A 16177-nucleotide genomic window follows, 5' to 3' on the forward strand; every position below is an offset into this window, starting at 1 on the left:
CTCCACCACGGGAGCGCTAGTCTACGCGACTCAATCGTGCTTTTTCATCAGATGCGGGGCCAGATCGAGTTCACGGCTGCGGCGCATCCCGCGGCGGCTGCGCCGCCAGAACCACAGGCCCAGATACAGAACCAGCACGCCGATGCCCGTCAGGATGGCCGCGCCGGTGGTCGTGGTGTCCAGTCCGGTCACCTGGGGCGGATGCCCCAGCAAGGTAGCGATGCCGGCCATGGCCAGCAGCAGGCCAAGGGTCAACAGCACGGCACCCAGCGCTGCGCCGAGACGGTAACGCCAGCCACCTGAACTGCGCTTCCTGAGCCTGCGCGCATTGAAACCCTGGGATGACTTCATTGATTCCTCGATGGCGATCGGGCCGGCTTGGGAGGTCAGAGCAGATCGCCGGTCATGGCGACCGCAGCGAAATTGTCGCGCATGATGGCCATTTCGGCTTCCTGCACCTTGGCCGCAGCCAGCACGCCATCGCCCTGGGGCAGGTCGCGGGTGGCGCAGGCATCGGCCACCAGCGTGCAGCGATAGCCGTAGTCCTTGGAGGCGCGCACGGTGGTGCTGACGCTGGAGTGGCTCATGAAGCCGCAGACGATCAGGTCCAGATGACCGTAGCTCTGCAGCAGTTCGTGCAGGCCGGTGTTGTTGAAGGCATTGGGCATGCGCTTTTCGACCACGGCTTCGTCGCCCTGGGGTTCGAAGCCCTTGATGAACTCGCCACGTTCGCCCTGGGGGTCGAACAACCCACCCACGGTGCCCAGATGGCGGATGTGCACCACAGGACGCTTGGCTGCGCGTGCCGCAGTCACCAGTTTGGCGATGTTGGCCAGCGCCTCGTCCATGCCCGACAGGGCCAGGTCGCCACTGAGGTATTCCTTCTGTGCATCGATGATGATCAGGCTGGCGTTGGCGATCCGCGTGGGCGGGAAACCGCGGCCGCTGAGTTGGAACATCGTCTTTGGAACGGACATCGGGGGCTCCTTTGGCTAGGGCTTTTGCCGCATTGTCCTCTGCTCGAGCCGTTCTGTGAATCGGATTGAGCGAACATGGCGAAAATCGCCCGCGGCCCTCTGTTAATATCCCGGCTTGATTCGACCGAGGAGCTTTTGTGATCACTTCCCGCTTGCGCACCGTGCGCGACCACATCCGTTGGGCCGTCAGCCGTTTTCATGGCGAAGAACTGTTCTTTGGCCACGGCACCGATAACGCCTGGGACGAGGCCCGTCTGCTGGTGCTGGGCGCGTTGAACCTGCCCTACGAAATCGCCGACAGCTACCTCGACTGCCGTCTGGAAGAGGACGAGATCGTACGTGTGCAACACCTGCTCAGGCGGCGCATCGAAGAGCGCGTGCCGGCCGCCTACCTGATCGGCGAAGCCTGGTTCTGCGGCATGTCGTTCATCGTCGACGCACGGGTGCTGGTGCCCCGTTCACCGATCGGCGAGTTGATCGAAAACGGCTTTGAGCCGTGGCTGAGCCAGCCGCCGGCGCGGATCCTCGACCTGTGCACCGGTTCGGGTTGCATCGGTATCGCCTGCGCCGATGTCTTCCCGGACGCTGAAGTCATCCTGGCCGACCTGTCCTTCGAGGCGCTCGAGGTGGCCAATCAGAACATCGAGCGGCACGGTCAGGAAGAACGCGTCTACACCGTGCAGGGTGATGGTTTCGAAGGTTTGCCGGGACAGCGGTTCGACTTGATCGTGTCCAACCCGCCCTACGTCGATGCCGAAGATTTCGCCGACATGCCGGCCGAGTATCAGCACGAGCCGGAGCTGGGCCTGGCCTGTGGCGATGACGGCTTGAACCTGGTGCGACGCATGCTGGCCGAGGCGGCGGATCATTTGACCGACAAAGGCCTGCTGATCGTCGAGGTCGGCAACAGCCAGGTGCACGTCGAGGCGCTGTATCCGGAAGTGGATTTTGCCTGGCTGGAGTTCCAGCGCGGTGGGCATGGCGTGTTCATGCTCAGCGCCGAGCAGTGCCGCGAGCACCAGGCGCTGTTCGTTTCGCGGATCTGATCGCGTACGCCCACTTCACCCCGGCTGATGCTAGCGGTGAGTGGCGATCCAGATCAGCAACGCGGCCTGGAACACGGCGAACGCGATCAGGCAGGCGATGGTGAAGCGCAGGCCGCCTTCCTCGCGCGAGAACTTGCCGATGCGCTCCTGCTGGGTGTGCAGTTTCAACTCCATCTCCTGCAACTGCTGTTCGGCCAGTTGCAGCATTTCGCTGGCCGCCAGCACCTCGACCACCTGGACCTTTTCCGGGTTCCAGGTGCTCAGCAACTGGCTGACGGCGATGGGGTGATAGCGCCCCTTGAGGCGTTGCACGTCGGCGTATTCGACGTTCAGGCCCTGGGTGCGCAGGGCGTGATCGCGGCGATCCAGGCCTGCCGGTTGCAGTGCTTCCTTGCTCGACAGCGCGGCGCCCTGCAGCGTGTAGTGCGGCCAGTGACGCTGCAGCCAGACGGTGGCCTGGGCCATGACGAAACGGCCCAGGCCGCGGTTGACCGGCTCCAGTTGCAAACCGGCTTCGCTGCCCAGAGTGACCTGCTTGAGCTGGTGATCGACCCATACGTCCAGCTGGTTCTGTTCCTTGCGCACACGCTGGCCGGGCAGTTGGATGTCCAGCCGCAGCAGGCTCAGGGCCGGGTCGTGGCGCTCGGCCAGGCCGAACTGCACGAAACGCAGCGGGCGTGGGCCGGTCGCCCGGTCGGCGGGCAGGGGCGCCAGGCGCAGCATCCTGAACTGCTCGGTGGTGACCTCGGCCCATGGCCGCGGCACTTGCGCGGGTTCATCGATGTCGGCGTTTGGCGGGTCTTGTTCGGTCATGGCGCGATCCTCTTCACGCACCTTGTATCGGCTACCTCGACCCACTCTTGAGTGCGCCCGGCGCAGAACGCCGCTCAAAGACCCTGAATGAAGGGCACGACGACGCGGCCCAGTTCTGCTGCCAGCGGCCGATTGTGGTCACGGTACGACTTGAGCTGGGACGGCAGGTCCATCGGCACGATGCGCAGCACATGGTTCATGCCGGGAATGATCGCCAGCTGCGCATCGGGCTTGGCGCGCTGCAGTGCCTGCGCATCGCCGACGCCCACCTGGATGTCGTGGCTGCCCTGCACAATCAGCGCCGGGATCTTCAATGCAGCGAAGGCTTGCGCAGGGTCCTGGCGCAGCAGCGAAATCAGGTAGGGCTGCACGCTGGGGCGAAACAGCACCTGCAAGGGCTGAGGTACGTCCGGGTCGAACTGTCCCGCCTCCAGGCGCTCGATCAGTTGATAGCTGCGCGGCTGCAGTTCGGCCGGCAGACGCTCGCCGATCTGTTCGCGCAGCACTTCACCCAGGGGCCGGCCGCTGCCCGACAGCGACACCACCGCGTTGGCGCCGGCGCGTTGAGCCGCCAGAGTGGCGATCAGTGCACCCTCGCTGTGACCAAGAATGACCAGTGGGCCGAAACGCGGGTCGCGCTTGAGTAGCGCGCTCCAGGCCACCGCATCGTCGACGTAGCCCGTCACGCTCAGGTCGCGCTCGTCGGGCGTGGCCTTGCGGCCGGTTGCCACACCGCGTTTGTCGTAGCGCACGCTGGCGATGTTGTTCTGGGCCAGCAGCAGGGCAAGCTTCTTCAGGCTGTCGTTGCGCCCGGCTTCGGGATTGTTGCCGTCGCGGTCGGTGGGGCCGGAACCGGAGATCATCAGCACAACAGGGACCGGCCGGTCGGCGCGGGGCACCAGCAGCGAGCCGTACAACGTGCCTTGAGCCGTCTGCAACTCGATCGGGCGCCTGGCGATGTCGGGCGTGGCGGCCAGTGCAGCGGCGCTGCTGGCGAACAGGAACACGGCAAGCAATCGGAACATCATCTGCAACATCATCGAGCCACTATCCAGGGAAGTGCGATTTGGACTGGGGCGTCTGGCTAAGGTTCAGGGATGAACTGGCCGTCGACCCTGCGTATACTGGCGCCCTGTCTGATTCGGTTGATTTCGCGGAGCGCCCTGCATGTCCGGCAATACCTACGGCAAGCTGTTCACTGTCACCACCGCTGGCGAAAGCCATGGCCCGGCGTTGGTCGCCATCGTCGACGGCTGCCCGCCAGGCCTTGCGATCTCCCTGGACGACCTGCAGCGCGACCTGGATCGCCGCAAGCCGGGCACCAGCCGGCACACCACCCAGCGCCAGGAGCCCGACGAGGTCGAGATCCTCTCCGGCGTGTTCGAAGGGCGGACCACCGGTACCTCCATCGGCCTGCTGATCCGCAACACTGATCAGAAATCCAAGGATTACTCGGCAATCAAGGATCTGTTCCGTCCCGCCCATGCCGACTACACCTACCATCACAAGTACGGCGAGCGCGACTACCGCGGTGGTGGCCGCAGTTCGGCGCGCGAAACCGCCATGCGTGTGGCGGCCGGGGCGATCGCCAAGAAGTACCTGGCCACCCAGGGCATCCTGATTCGTGGCTACATGAGCCAGCTGGGCCCGATCCAGATTCCCTTCAAGAGCTGGGATGGCGTGGAAGACAACGCCTTCTTCAGCCCCGACCCGGACAAGGTGCCGGAGCTGGAGGCCTACATGGACCAGTTGCGCCGAGACCAGGACTCGGTCGGCGCGAAGATCACCGTGGTCGCCGAAGGTGTGATGCCCGGTCTGGGCGAGCCGATTTTCGATCGTCTGGACGCTGATCTGGCCCATGCATTGATGAGCATCAACGCGGTCAAGGGTGTGGAAATCGGCGCCGGTTTCGCCAGCGTGGCCCAGCGTGGCACCGAGCACCGCGACGAGATGACGCCCGAGGGCTTCCTCAGCAATCACGCAGGCGGGGTGCTGGGCGGCATTTCCTCGGGGCAGCCCATCGTCGCTCATCTGGCCCTCAAGCCGACGTCCAGCATCACCACGCCAGGACGCTCGATCGATGTGCACGGCCAGCCGGCCGACATCATCACCAAAGGCCGCCATGACCCGTGCGTAGGCATCCGCGCCACGCCGATTGCCGAAGCCATGATGGCCATCGTATTGATGGACCACCTGCTGCGTCATCGTGGGCAGAATGCCGACGTCAAGGTCGACACCCCGGTGCTGGGCCAGCTTTGAGCGCCGTGCCGTCGCCTGCGGGACATGCAGTCCCGTATTGGCGACTGTCCACCTTCTACCTGTTCTACTTCGCCCTGCTGGGGTCGACGGCGCCGTTCCTGGCGCTGTACTTCCATCACCTGGGCTTCGACAGCGCGCGCATCGGTGAGCTGGTGGCGATTCCGATGCTCATGCGCTGCGTGGCGCCCAATCTCTGGGGCTGGCTGGGCGACTACACCGGTCGGCGACTGGCCATCGTGCGCATCGGCGCGGTGTGTACGCTGGCCAGTTTCTCGCTGATCCTGCTGGACACCAGCTACGCCTGGCTGGCGCTGGTCATGGCGCTGCACGCTTTCTTCTGGCACGCGGTGCTGCCGCAGTTCGAAACCCTGACCCTGGGTCATCTGCAGGGCCAGACGGCGCGCTACAGCCAGATCCGCCTGTGGGGCTCGATCGGCTTCATCCTCACCGTCGTCGGCTTGGGCCGGGTGTTCGAAAGCCTTAGTCTGGATGCCTATCCTTATACCCTGCTGGCCATCATGGCCGGGATCGTCGTGGCCAGTGCCTGGGTGCCCGATGCGCCGGTTGGCGACGGCCCGCGTCGGACGCCGGGGGACGGTTTCATGAAGCAACTGGTTCGCCCTGGCGTACTGGCGTTCTACGGATGCGTGGGGCTGATGCAGCTCAGCCACGGTCCGTACTACACGTTTCTGACCCTGCACCTTGAACAGTTGGGATACAGCCGCGCGGTGATCGGCATGTTGTGGGCGGTCGGCGTGGTGGCCGAGGTGTTGATGTTCCTGGCCATGAGCCGGATCCTGGCGCGGTTTTCCCTGCGCCACGTGTTGGTCGCCAGTTTCCTGCTGGCTGCGGTGCGCTGGCTGTTGCTGGGCAGTTTCGCCGAGCACCTGTGGCTGCTGGTGCTCGCCCAACTCATGCACGCGGCCACCTTCGGCAGCTTCCATGCCGCGGCTATCCATTTCGTGCAACGCAGCTTCGGCATCCATCAACAGGGGCAGGGGCAGGCCCTGTACGCAACGTTGGCCGGTGTCGGTGGCGCTCTGGGTGCTCTGTACTCTGGTTACCTGTGGCAACCGCTGGGTGCCACCGGCACGTTTGCCCTGGCTAGCCTTGCCGCATTCGCCGCCGCCCTGATCATGCTCAAACGCTCGCCTGCGACGCTCCCGCCCGCAGCCAGCCACTGACACCCATTCGAGGATTCTGCATGAGCCGCCTGACCGTCTACCACCGTAGCACGCCCGACATCCCCAACAAGGTGTTGAGCCACCCTGAAGACATCGCCGCGACCCTGGCCGAGCTGGGCATCGGCTTCGAGCGCGCCGAAGCGACGCTTCCCGTGTCTTGGGAGGCGAGCGCGGAAGAGGTCATCGCGACCTGCCGCAGTGAAGTGGATGCCTGGATGGCCAAGGGTGGCTACATGAGCGTAGACGTCGTCAGCATTGACGAAGATCACCGTCCGCAGGCCTCGAGTCAGGCCGAGCTTCTGCGTGAGCACCGGCTGGAGGGAGAGTGGGTCCTGTGCGTGGTGGCCGGGCGTGCCCAGTTGAGCGTGCACGCCGGTGACTACGTGTATGCCGTGCTCTGCGAACGTGACGACCGGATCACGGTACCGGCAGGCGTGGCGCATTGGCTGGACCTGGGCGAACGTGCACGGTTCCTCGGCCTCCGTATCCTCTCCGATTCCCATGGCTGGCGACCCGATTACGTGGATCAGCCTGTGAATGACCTGTTTCCGCAGCTGGATCACTGATTCCGGTTTCGTCCAGGCAAAAAAAAACCCGGTACCAGGATGCGCCAGGTATCGGGTTTTGCAATAAACAGAGCAGAGGAAACAGAGGTGTATCAGTCAGGCCAAGCCAAGCTTGCCAGGTAGATCAGCTGCGCTGATCAGGCCGAATGGTAGGTCGGCAGGGCGAAGCGGTTCTGACTTTGCAGCATGTTGATCGCTGGCAGCTGACTGGCTTCACCGGCCAGATCGCGGCGGATGGCGCTGATGACCCAGGTCAGTTGCTCAGGGGTGTGCAGTTGAGCGTAGGAAATCGAACGCTTGATCTGTTTGCCATCGGTGTCACGCAGGGTCAGCAGGACCGCACCATCCGGGCGTGGCTGGGTGGTCACTTCGTACTCGGAGAAAACGGAAACGAATTTTTCGTGGAGGAAGTTCATGTGCAGCTCCTAGCAAGTTGGCAGGCATGTCTAGGTAGTTGCAGCGAGTGTGCCAAGTCTCTTTAAAAATAAAATCCTTATAAATCAGCAACTTGAGAATTAGGCTTTTTTTGCCCTCCGTGCAATTTGCATGAACGGCCATTTGGCATGCTGCATTTTGCGCGGCGGAGTAAGGCGAGCGATGAGTCGTTGCGAGGGAGTGAGGCGCGCGCGATGGATTTTTTCCCATGGCGCTACTGTCTATGACCACAAATCGCCAATAAATTCCCGATTCGCGGGTGATAGCCAGGCTCTGTTGCAGGCTTGAACCCAAGCGGGAACACTGTCTACCGTGATCCATTGCCAGGAGGTTTCCATGACCCAGCCCGAAGCTCGCCAAATGAACGATGAAGAAGCCGCCGAGTTCGCCGAACAGGTGTTCGATGTTGCCCGCAACGGTGACGCACAGATGCTCGAGCGTCTGCTGGAAAAAGGCCTTCCTCCCAATCTGCGCAACCATAACGGCGACACCTTGTTGATGCTGGCGACCTATCATGGTCACCTCGATGCCACACGGGTGTTGCTCAGGTACAAGGCGGATCCGTTGATTGCCAATGACAAGAACCAGTTGCCCATGGCCGGTGCCGCCTTCAAGGGTAACCTGCCGATCGTGCAGTTGCTGATAGAGGAGGGCGCCCCCGTCGATGGCGCTTCGGCTGACGGACGCACGGCGCTGATGATGGCGGCCATGTTCAACCGCACGGAAATGGTGGAGTACCTCTTGGCGCAAGGGGCCAACCCGGCTGCGGTGGATGCTCAGGGCATCAATGCGCTGGGCGCCGCACGCGCCATGGGTGCCAAGCTGACCATCGAACAGCTGGAGAAGCTGGCCGCCTGATACCCGTCTGGCTGATTTGCGGCTATCCTTGCGGCCATTTTTCCAGCGCCGCAGGGGTTGCCTCATGAAACAGTCACTTGTCGAACTCATCGGCAAAATCAGTTCCGGCTGCATGCGCGATGACGACATCGGTCGCATCGCCGATGAGGCCGCCCAGGCCTACGCCGACCCCCAGGCGTTCCTCACTGCCAATCCCGACATCAATTACGACGACAGCTTTCCGATTCCCCTGGGCGAATGGGTCGTGGTGGGCAGCCTGCCCGACACGGTGATCTTCCAGGCCGATACCTACCCCGAGCTGCTGCAGCAGATCATCGATTCGTTCGGGCCCGACGTCACGTTCAACATCAAGCCCAAGCAGCTGAACAAGATCGACGCGTTGACCGCACTCAATCGTATCCAGGTGCAACTGGCTGCCATGAGCAAGGATCAGGGAGGGTACGTGCTGTTCGATTTCAGCCAGCCACTGGATGATGAATTGCAGATGGTGCTGGTGTACGGCAAGGATGCCGATCGGGTCGCGGAACTGGGGGCCGAGTTGCACATCAGGGCCGTGCCCGCCCTGGAAGCGTTGCGCGTGGCGATGCACGTCTGAACGCAGCCTTCACCTTTCGCACGGCGGCCACGGAACCCCTGCGACACGCCGCTATCCTAGTTGATGCATGCCATCCACAAGGAGTATCACATGGGTTCCACTTTCAATAGCCTGATCGGCCTGATCATCCTCGCGCTGGACATCTGGGCGGTCATCAACGTCATCAAGAGTGGTGCCTCGACCGGGGCCAAGGTCCTGTGGGTACTGCTGATCATCCTGCTGCCGGTACTGGGCCTGATCATCTGGGCCATCGCCGGTCCACGCGGCAACGTGCGGGTCTGAATCAAACAGGTCGAACCCGCAACGGGTTCGACCTGCCTGCCCCGGCGACGTATCATCCTCGGCCCGACCGCCGTTTCGCGGCCGATGCGTAGCATCTGAACGGAATTTTCACCTGTCTTCACGGACAATCCGCGCCCAGATTTATCCTACGCACTTCCAACAGATCCCAACAATAGACCTCAACGGACCTTTCCTACACATGGCTACTCCGGACGCCTTGAGTCAAAAGCAGGCCGCGCGCGGCAAACTGCAACCGACCGTCAAATCGCACCTGGCTTACACGCTGCTCAGCGGCCTGGCGATCATGCTGATGCTCAGCGGATTGCGCCTGGCATTGCTGATGTACAACCGCGAGATGATCGGTGATACCCCAACCAGCACCTTCGTCGAAGCCTTCTTCAATGGCTTGCGCTTCGACCTGCGCCTGGTGGTGTACCTGCTGATTCCACTGCTGCTGGCCGTGCTCAGCGCCCGCGCCATGCGCTGGCGCGGGCTGTTCCGGGCATGGCTGACCATCGCGTCCAGCGTGGTGCTGCTGTGCGGCCTGATGGAAATGGACTTCTACCGCGAGTTTCACCAGCGCCTCAACGGCCTGGTGTTCCAGTACGTGAAGGAAGACCCCAAGACCGTGCTGAGCATGATCTGGTACGGCTATCCGGTGGTGCGCTACCTGCTGGCCTGGGCCTTCGTCACCTGGCTGCTGAGCCTGGTGTTCAAGGGCTTCGATCGCCTGACCCGTCCGCGGGTCGCGGCGCCCGCCAATGCCGGCCGTTCGGTCGCACCGTGGTACGCACGGGTGGGCGTGTTCGTGGTGATCCTGCTGATTGCCGTGGTCGCCGCTCGCGGCACCTTGCGCCAGGGCCCGCCGCTGCGCTGGGGTGATGCCTACACCACCGACTCGAACTTCGCCAACCAGCTGGGCCTCAACGGTTCGCTGACGCTGATCGCTGCCGCTAAAAGCCGTATGTCCGAGGACCGCGACAACATCTGGAAGGCGACCCTGCCGCAGGATCAGGCGCAGACCACCGTGCGGGACATGCTGCTTACCCCCCATGACACCCTGGTGGACAGCGACACCGCCGCCGTGCGCCGCAACTTCCAGCCGCCTCAGGGCAACACCCTGCCGATCAAGAACGTCGTGGTGATCCTGATGGAAAGCTTCGCCGGTCATTCGGTGGGCGCGTTGGGCGCCGAAGGCAACATCACGCCTTACTTCGACAAGCTGGCTCAGGAAGGCCTGCTGTTCGACCATTTCTTCTCCAGCGGCACCCACACCCATCAAGGCATGTTCGCCACCATGGGTTGCTTCCCCAACCTGCCGGGTTTCGAATACCTGATGCAGACCCCGGAGGGCAGCCACAAGCTGTCCGGCCTGCCGGAGATGCTCAGCGCCGCGCGCGGCTACGACGACGTCTACGTCTACAACGGCGACTTCGCCTGGGACAACCAGTCCGGTTTCTTCAGCAACCAGGGCATGACCACGTTCATCGGCCGCAACGATTACGTCAATCCGGTGTTCTCCGACCCGACCTGGGGCGTGTCCGACCAGGACATGTTCAACCGTGGCAATGAAGAACTGGCCAAGCGCGGCGCTGCCGGCAAGCCGTTCTATGCACTGCTGCAGACCCTGTCCAACCATGTGCCCTATGCCTTGCCGGCCGAACTGCCGGTGGACAAGGTCACCGGTCGTGGCAGCCTGGACCTGCACCTGACCGCCATGCGCTACTCGGACTGGGCCCTGGGCCAGTTCTTCGAGAAGGCGCGCAAGGAGCCATACTTCAAGGAAACCCTGTTCATCGTGCTGGGCGACCATGGCTTCGGCAACGAGCAGCAGATCACCGAGATGGACCTGGGTCGCTTCAACATTCCGTTGCTGCTCATCGGCCCCGGCATCCAGGAGAAGTTCGGCAAGGTCAACCACACCGTCGGCTCGCAACCCGACGTGGTACCGACCATCATGGGTCGCCTGGGCGGCGCCAGCCAGCACCAGTGCTGGGGGCGTGACCTGCTCAACCTGCCGGCAGGCGATCCCGGCTTCGCCGTGATTAAGCCTTCGGGCAGCGAGCAGACCGTGGCCATCGTCAAGGGCGACCGTATTCTGGTCGAGCCGCGCGACATGGACACCCGCTTGTATCGCTACCAGCTGGGCCGCGAGTTCGGCGCCCAGTTGATCCCCGATACCGACGCCAACGCCGCCGATGTGCCGCAGTTGCGGGCCAAGCTGGACTCGTTCATCCAGACCGCGACCAAGAGCCTGCTCGACAACACCGCAGGTGCCGTGGAGAGCAAGCAGGAGTAAGTACCCGACGCTCTGTTAAAAGGCCCTTCGGGGCCTTTTTTCATGGGGTGATCGAGCCCGTTCCGGCACACCTCCGGCAATCTGCCGTCCGGAACGAATGCCGGGCGTTGCGAGTCAACGTTGAGTGAGCCTATCCAGCAGCTTCCTGCCTGAATTGCGTCGAGGAGATGTACAACAATGAAAGAGTGGAAAATCAGCTTCTTCAACAAGGATGGCGTCCTGGACAGCATGGCGATCAATGCTGACACCTGCCCGTCGATCGAAGAGGCGGCGACCCTCGTGCGCTCCAGGCTGTACCCGGTCGCAGCCGAGCTGGATGAAGTCAACCTTCCCGATACCGTAGCCTCGCCGGTCGCCAAGACGCTCAAGTCTCAGCACAGCGTGGAAATCACTGCCATCACCGAAGTCGTGTGAACCGCGAGTGATCCGGGCCATTGGCACAGGCCCGGCCTTCGCGTTACTCTGCGCTCGAGGTCCTCGCGGATCTCGCTGCTCGTCTTTATATCCCGCTTCTTGCAACACGCTCGATTCCAGGCGCTGCGTCACTGACGCTGCACCGCACCCATTCCTTGTCCCGAGGAGGTTCTGGAAGTACTGAAAGTCTATCCGTCGTTATTGCTGAGGGAGACGATTCATGAGCACAACCTATCAAGAAGACATCAGCAGCAATGTATTACGCCGCATGAAAGAGGGCGGCTTCGATTTCGCCCGCATCCATCCCATCGAGTTCTACGCGGTCTTTCCCGACGAAGACCGGGCGCGCACGGCTGCCGGCAAGTTTCGCGGCGAGTCGCTCAACGCCCAGATCAGTGAGCGCGACGACGGTGCCTGGCACCTGGAATTGAGCAAACTGATGTACGCCACCCACGGTGGCATCGGTGAATTCGAGCAGGATTTCGAAGCCGTGGTCGAACCCCTGGGCGGTGAGATCGAAGGTTGGGGCGTCAAGCACGAAGTCAGGCGTCCTCAGGCCTGAGCCGGAGTGAACCACGGCGGTGCGGTGGTTCACTCTTTCCAGCGAATGACAGGCAAAAAAAAGCCGCTCTCAAGGGAGCGGCGAATGGGAATTCGATGGATTCCAGCAAGCGCCAAGCTTTTGCCGGTTTCGATGAAATAATTATCAGCTAACGCCGCAAGCTATTGAATTCAACTCTGTCTATGCTGGTCATAGAGTCAAGCCGCTTGAACAATCCGCTTCGCAATGAAGCGCAAGTCATCGGCGTTCGGACATTGCCGCACAAGAACGGTGCACGGTTCTCGATCAGGGATCCCAAGCACTTGATTTAATGGCACATATGCCGATGGCACGGGCCTTGCGAAGGCTCTTGGGTCCGGGTGACAAGGAGTACGGCATGAGCCGCACCTATTATGATGAGATGTACGATGCCGACGGCCAGGTTCGCCCGCATTACCGGGAGTTCGCCCGTTGGTTGGCCGAGACGCCGCAGGAATTGCTTGCCCAGCGTCGACGCGAGGCCGATTTGTTGTTTCATCGCGCCGGTATCACCTTCACCTTGTACGGCGACGAGCAGGGCACTGAGCGGCTGATTCCTTTCGACACCATTCCGCGCAGTATTCCTGCCAGCGAATGGCGGATCGTGGAGCGTGGCTGCATTCAGCGCGTCAAGGCACTGAACATGTTTCTGGCGGACCTGTACCACGACCAGCGCATCATCAAGGCCGGCATCATTCCTGCCGAGCAGGTACTGGCCAACGAGCAGTATCAGTTGGCGATGCAAGGCCTGGACTTGCACCGCGACATCTACTCGCACATTTCCGGTGTCGACCTGGTGCGCGACGGTGATGGCACCTATTACGTACTCGAAGACAACCTGCGCACGCCCAGCGGTGTGAGCTACATGCTCGAAGACCGCAAGATGATGATGCGCCTGTTCCCCGAGCTGTTCGCGGCGCAGCGCATCGCACCTGTTGATCACTACCCCAATCTGCTGCTCGACACCCTGAAAAGCTCCAGCGCCATCGACAACCCCAGCGTGGTCGTGTTGACGCCGGGTCGCTTCAACAGTGCATTCTTCGAGCACGCCTTTCTGGCGCGCGAGATGGGTGTGGAACTGGTGGAAGGGGCCGACCTGTTCGTGCGTGACGATAAGGTGTTCATGCGCACCACCGACGGACCCAAGCCGGTGGACGTGATCTACCGTCGCCTGGACGACGCCTTCCTCGACCCCTTGGCCTTCAACCCCGATTCCATGCTGGGCGTGCCAGGTCTGCTGGCCGCGTATCGCTCCGGCAACGTAGTACTGGCCAATGCCATCGGCACCGGCGTAGCCGACGACAAGTCGGTCTACCCCTTCGTGACCGACATGATCCGCTTCTACCTCGACGAAGAACCGATCCTCAAGAACGTGCCGACCTGGCAGTGCCGCAAGCCCTCGGAGCTTTCCCACGTGCTGGCCAACCTGCCGGATCTGGTGGTCAAGGAAACCCAGGGTTCGGGTGGCTACGGCATGCTGGTAGGCCCGTGTGCGAGTGCCGCGGAAATCGAGACCTTCCGGGCGCGCATCAAGGCCCGGCCCCATGCCTACATCGCCCAACCCACGTTGTCGTTGTCGACCTGCCCGACCTTCGTCGAGAACGGCATAGCGCCACGCCATATCGATCTTCGCCCCTTCGTCCTCGCCGGCCGCGAAACCCGCGTGGTGCCCGGCGGCCTGACCCGTGTGGCCTTGCGTGAAGGCTCGCTGGTGGTGAATTCGTCGCAGGGCGGCGGAACCAAAGACACCTGGGTGGTCGAGGATTAAGGATGCCTGCCAATGCTAAGTAGAACTGCCTCTGATCTGTATTGGATGTCGCGCTATCTGGAGCGCGTCGAAAACCTGGCGCGCATGCTCGATGTCAGCTATTCGCTGTCGCTGATGCCCCAGGACGGCCGGGGTGACGGCCTGGATGAAATCGCCATGCCGCTGTTGATCACCGGCACCCTGGAAGACTACCTGGCACGCCATGGCAAGCTGCACGCCGAGCGCCTGCTGCATTTCTTCGCCCTGGATCCGGCCAACCCGGCCAGCATCTACAGCTGCCTGGGGGCGGCGCGTGCCAGCGCCCATGCGGTGCGTGGACGCATCACCGCCGACATGTGGGAGAACATCAACTCCACCTGGCTGGAGATTCGTGGCATTGCCGAGCAGGGCGTGGGTCGCTACGGCATGAGCCGTTTCTGCGACTGGGTCAAGGAGCGCGCCCACCTGTTTCGCGGCGCCACCTACGGCACTTTGATGCGCAACGATGCCTTCCGCTTCATCCGTCTGGGTACCTTCATCGAGCGTGCCGACAACACCCTGCGTCTGCTCGATGCACGTTACGAAATGCTCGGCGATGAGGCCTATTCGGTCGACGACAGCTCGGCACGGGGTTACTACCAATGGAGCGCGCTGTTGCGTGCATTGTCGAGTTTCGAAGCCTACACCGAGATCTACCGCGACGCGCCGGCGGCCAAGCCGGTGGCGGAGTTGTTGCTGCTGCGTGCCGACGTGCCGCGCTCGCTGCGCGCCTGTACCGAGGAGATCAACCAGATCCTCGCCGACCTGCCCGGTGCCAACGGCCGCCCGGCCCAGCGTCTGGCGGCCGAGCTGGACGCGCGTCTGCGCTACACCGGCATTGGCGAGATCCTCGACGAGGGCCTGCATGAGTGGTTGAACGAACAGATCCCACTGGTGCGCCAGCTGGGCAACGCGATTCACAGTTCCTATCTGGAGGCTGTATGAGGCTCAACATCAGTCATGAAACCGCCTATCACTACGATGATGAGGTGCGGGCCAGCATCCAGTACCTGCGGCTGACACCTCACGACAGCGAGCGCCAGCGCATCCTGAGCTGGCAACTGGACCTGCCGCGTCCCGTGCGGGCCCAGCTCGATCCGTTCGGCAACATCCTGCACGTGCTGACCCTGGACGATCCCCATGATGCGATCATCATCGGCGCGCGTGGCCAGGTCGAAATCGATGAGACCCGTGAAGCCGAACACGAAACGCAATCACCTCTGCCGTTCCTGCGCTTCACTCGGCTGACCGACGCCGACGATGCCCTGCGTGCCTTCGCCGCCCAGCAGTGCCCCACCCGGCGCGATCGCAATGGCCTGATCGACCTGATGCAAGGCCTGCACCAGCGCATCGCCTACACCAGCGGCGCAACGGCCGTGGACACCAGTGCCGCCCAAGCTTTTGCCAGCGGTGCCGGAGTCTGCCAGGACCACACCCACGCGTTTCTTGCCTGCGCTCGTAGCCTCGGCATCCCGGCGCGCTATGTGTCGGGCTATCTGTTCACCGAGGACACCGAGCACATGGCTAGCCACGCCTGGGCCGAAGCCTGGCTGGACGACGCCTGGTACAGCTTCGACGTGACCAACCAACTCGCGCGTCCCGAACGTCACCTGAAGCTGGCGGTTGGCCTGGATTACCTGGACGCCTGCCCGGTGCGCGGCATGCGTCGCGGTGGTGGTTTCGAACAGATGCACGCCAAGGTCCTGGTCGCGCCGAGTGCGCCTGTCGTCAGCGTGGCCGGTCAGCCCCAATCGCAGAGCCAGACCCAAGGCTAGGCGTTCAATCGACGCCATCGCTGGGCTGCGGGCTCGAAGACGGTTTCATGCCTGGCTCCCAGCGTTCAACTGAACAACCTGCCCAGATTGGGCAGAATCAGTACCAGGGTCATGGTGAACACGATGAGTCCGGCCTGACGGATTTTCGGATGTTTGAACATGGCAGACTGCCTATGAGTTATGTTCTTCCTGGCGCCAACGCGTGCCACAACCTGGGTTGAGCTTGGCGAAAAGGTGCACCCCCACGACTCGATGCACGCAATCGGCGGCATCAATAGTCATGCTTTTACCTTAGAACCCTTGATTGG

General features: G+C 62.6%; 18 protein-coding genes. 13 read left to right on the forward strand and 5 right to left on the reverse strand.

What is annotated here, in order from left to right; genetic code table 11:
- Nucleotides 1-30: 30 nt before the first annotated feature.
- Complete coding sequence (locus tag ABMD26_RS17795) at nt 31-351, reverse strand: hypothetical protein (RefSeq protein WP_134723343.1); 321 nt, start codon at nt 349-351, stop codon at nt 31-33.
- A gap of 35 nt (nt 352-386) precedes the next feature.
- Nucleotides 387-977 carry a cysteine hydrolase family protein gene (locus ABMD26_RS17800; RefSeq protein WP_049862132.1) on the reverse strand — a complete coding sequence of 197 codons (591 nt, stop codon included), beginning with the start codon at nt 975-977 and terminating at the stop codon, nt 387-389.
- 137 nt (nt 978-1114) lie between these two features.
- Here ABMD26_RS17800 and prmB point away from each other — a divergent pair, with 137 nt between their 5' ends.
- Nucleotides 1115-2023, forward strand: coding sequence for a 50S ribosomal protein L3 N(5)-glutamine methyltransferase (prmB, locus tag ABMD26_RS17805; RefSeq protein WP_354310994.1), 909 nt, complete (start codon nt 1115-1117; stop codon nt 2021-2023).
- A 30-nt stretch (nt 2024-2053) separates the two neighbouring features.
- Here the strand turns inward: prmB and ABMD26_RS17810 are convergent, their stop codons facing one another.
- On the reverse strand, nt 2054-2836 hold the full coding sequence (locus ABMD26_RS17810) for a hypothetical protein (RefSeq protein ID WP_134723342.1): 783 nt from the start codon (nt 2834-2836) through the stop codon (nt 2054-2056).
- Nucleotides 2837-2910: 74 nt separating this feature from the next.
- The gene (locus tag ABMD26_RS17815; protein WP_354310996.1) at nt 2911-3864 is read right to left on the reverse strand and encodes an alpha/beta hydrolase; all 954 of its coding nucleotides are present in this window, start codon (nt 3862-3864) and stop codon (nt 2911-2913) included.
- Between the two features lie 139 nt (nt 3865-4003).
- Between ABMD26_RS17815 and aroC the strand changes: the two genes are divergently transcribed.
- Genes aroC through ABMD26_RS17830 form a run of 3 tightly spaced genes read left to right on the forward strand, consistent with a single transcriptional unit; the run spans nt 4004 to nt 6845 of the window.
- Nucleotides 4004-5095, forward strand: coding sequence for a chorismate synthase (gene aroC / locus ABMD26_RS17820; RefSeq protein ID WP_056843750.1), 1092 nt, complete (start codon nt 4004-4006; stop codon nt 5093-5095).
- A 5-nt stretch (nt 5096-5100) separates the two neighbouring features.
- The gene (locus tag ABMD26_RS17825; RefSeq protein WP_320522762.1) at nt 5101-6279 is read left to right on the forward strand and encodes an MFS transporter; all 1179 of its coding nucleotides are present in this window, start codon (nt 5101-5103) and stop codon (nt 6277-6279) included.
- A gap of 20 nt (nt 6280-6299) precedes the next feature.
- Complete coding sequence (locus ABMD26_RS17830) at nt 6300-6845, forward strand: acireductone dioxygenase (RefSeq protein WP_354310999.1); 546 nt, start codon at nt 6300-6302, stop codon at nt 6843-6845.
- Nucleotides 6846-6982: 137 nt separating this feature from the next.
- On the opposite strand, the gene ABMD26_RS17835 is transcribed toward ABMD26_RS17830, so the two are convergent.
- Complete coding sequence (locus ABMD26_RS17835) at nt 6983-7261, reverse strand: DUF3509 domain-containing protein (RefSeq protein WP_043185483.1); 279 nt, start codon at nt 7259-7261, stop codon at nt 6983-6985.
- A 355-nt stretch (nt 7262-7616) separates the two neighbouring features.
- Here ABMD26_RS17835 and ABMD26_RS17840 point away from each other — a divergent pair, with 355 nt between their 5' ends.
- The 9 genes from ABMD26_RS17840 (at nt 7617) to ABMD26_RS17880 (ending at nt 15869) form a co-directional block, all read left to right on the forward strand.
- Nucleotides 7617-8138 carry an ankyrin repeat domain-containing protein gene (locus ABMD26_RS17840; protein ID WP_049862127.1) on the forward strand — a complete coding sequence of 174 codons (522 nt, stop codon included), beginning with the start codon at nt 7617-7619 and terminating at the stop codon, nt 8136-8138.
- A gap of 64 nt (nt 8139-8202) precedes the next feature.
- A complete protein-coding gene (locus tag ABMD26_RS17845; protein ID WP_122743653.1) occupies nt 8203-8733 on the forward strand; it encodes a hypothetical protein in 531 nt (176 codons plus the stop codon).
- A gap of 90 nt (nt 8734-8823) precedes the next feature.
- Complete coding sequence (locus ABMD26_RS17850; RefSeq protein ID WP_043185491.1) at nt 8824-9015, forward strand: PLDc N-terminal domain-containing protein; 192 nt, start codon at nt 8824-8826, stop codon at nt 9013-9015.
- 199 nt (nt 9016-9214) lie between these two features.
- Entirely contained in the window at nt 9215-11314 is a 2100-nt protein-coding gene (locus tag ABMD26_RS17855; RefSeq protein WP_354311003.1) for an LTA synthase family protein, read from the forward strand.
- A gap of 177 nt (nt 11315-11491) precedes the next feature.
- Nucleotides 11492-11728, forward strand: coding sequence for a hypothetical protein (locus tag ABMD26_RS17860; protein WP_049862124.1), 237 nt, complete (start codon nt 11492-11494; stop codon nt 11726-11728).
- Between the two features lie 220 nt (nt 11729-11948).
- Nucleotides 11949-12290: a ribonuclease E inhibitor RraB gene (locus tag ABMD26_RS17865; RefSeq protein WP_049862123.1), complete on the forward strand. Its 342-nt coding sequence runs from the start codon at nt 11949-11951 to the stop codon at nt 12288-12290.
- 376 nt (nt 12291-12666) lie between these two features.
- Entirely contained in the window at nt 12667-14076 is a 1410-nt protein-coding gene (locus ABMD26_RS17870; RefSeq protein ID WP_049862122.1) for a circularly permuted type 2 ATP-grasp protein, read from the forward strand.
- 12 nt (nt 14077-14088) lie between these two features.
- Nucleotides 14089-15039 (forward strand): alpha-E domain-containing protein, encoded by a 951-nt coding sequence (locus tag ABMD26_RS17875; RefSeq protein WP_049862121.1) that lies wholly within the window; start codon nt 14089-14091, stop codon nt 15037-15039.
- The gene (locus tag ABMD26_RS17880) at nt 15036-15869 is read left to right on the forward strand and encodes a transglutaminase family protein (protein WP_049862120.1); all 834 of its coding nucleotides are present in this window, start codon (nt 15036-15038) and stop codon (nt 15867-15869) included. The genes ABMD26_RS17875 and ABMD26_RS17880 overlap by 4 nt, the downstream gene beginning before the upstream one ends.
- Nucleotides 15870-16177: the final 308 nt, after the last annotated feature.

The organism is Pseudomonas sp. PvP001, from assembly GCF_040546375.1.
Taxonomy (GTDB): domain Bacteria; phylum Pseudomonadota; class Gammaproteobacteria; order Pseudomonadales; family Pseudomonadaceae; genus Aquipseudomonas; species Aquipseudomonas coleopterorum.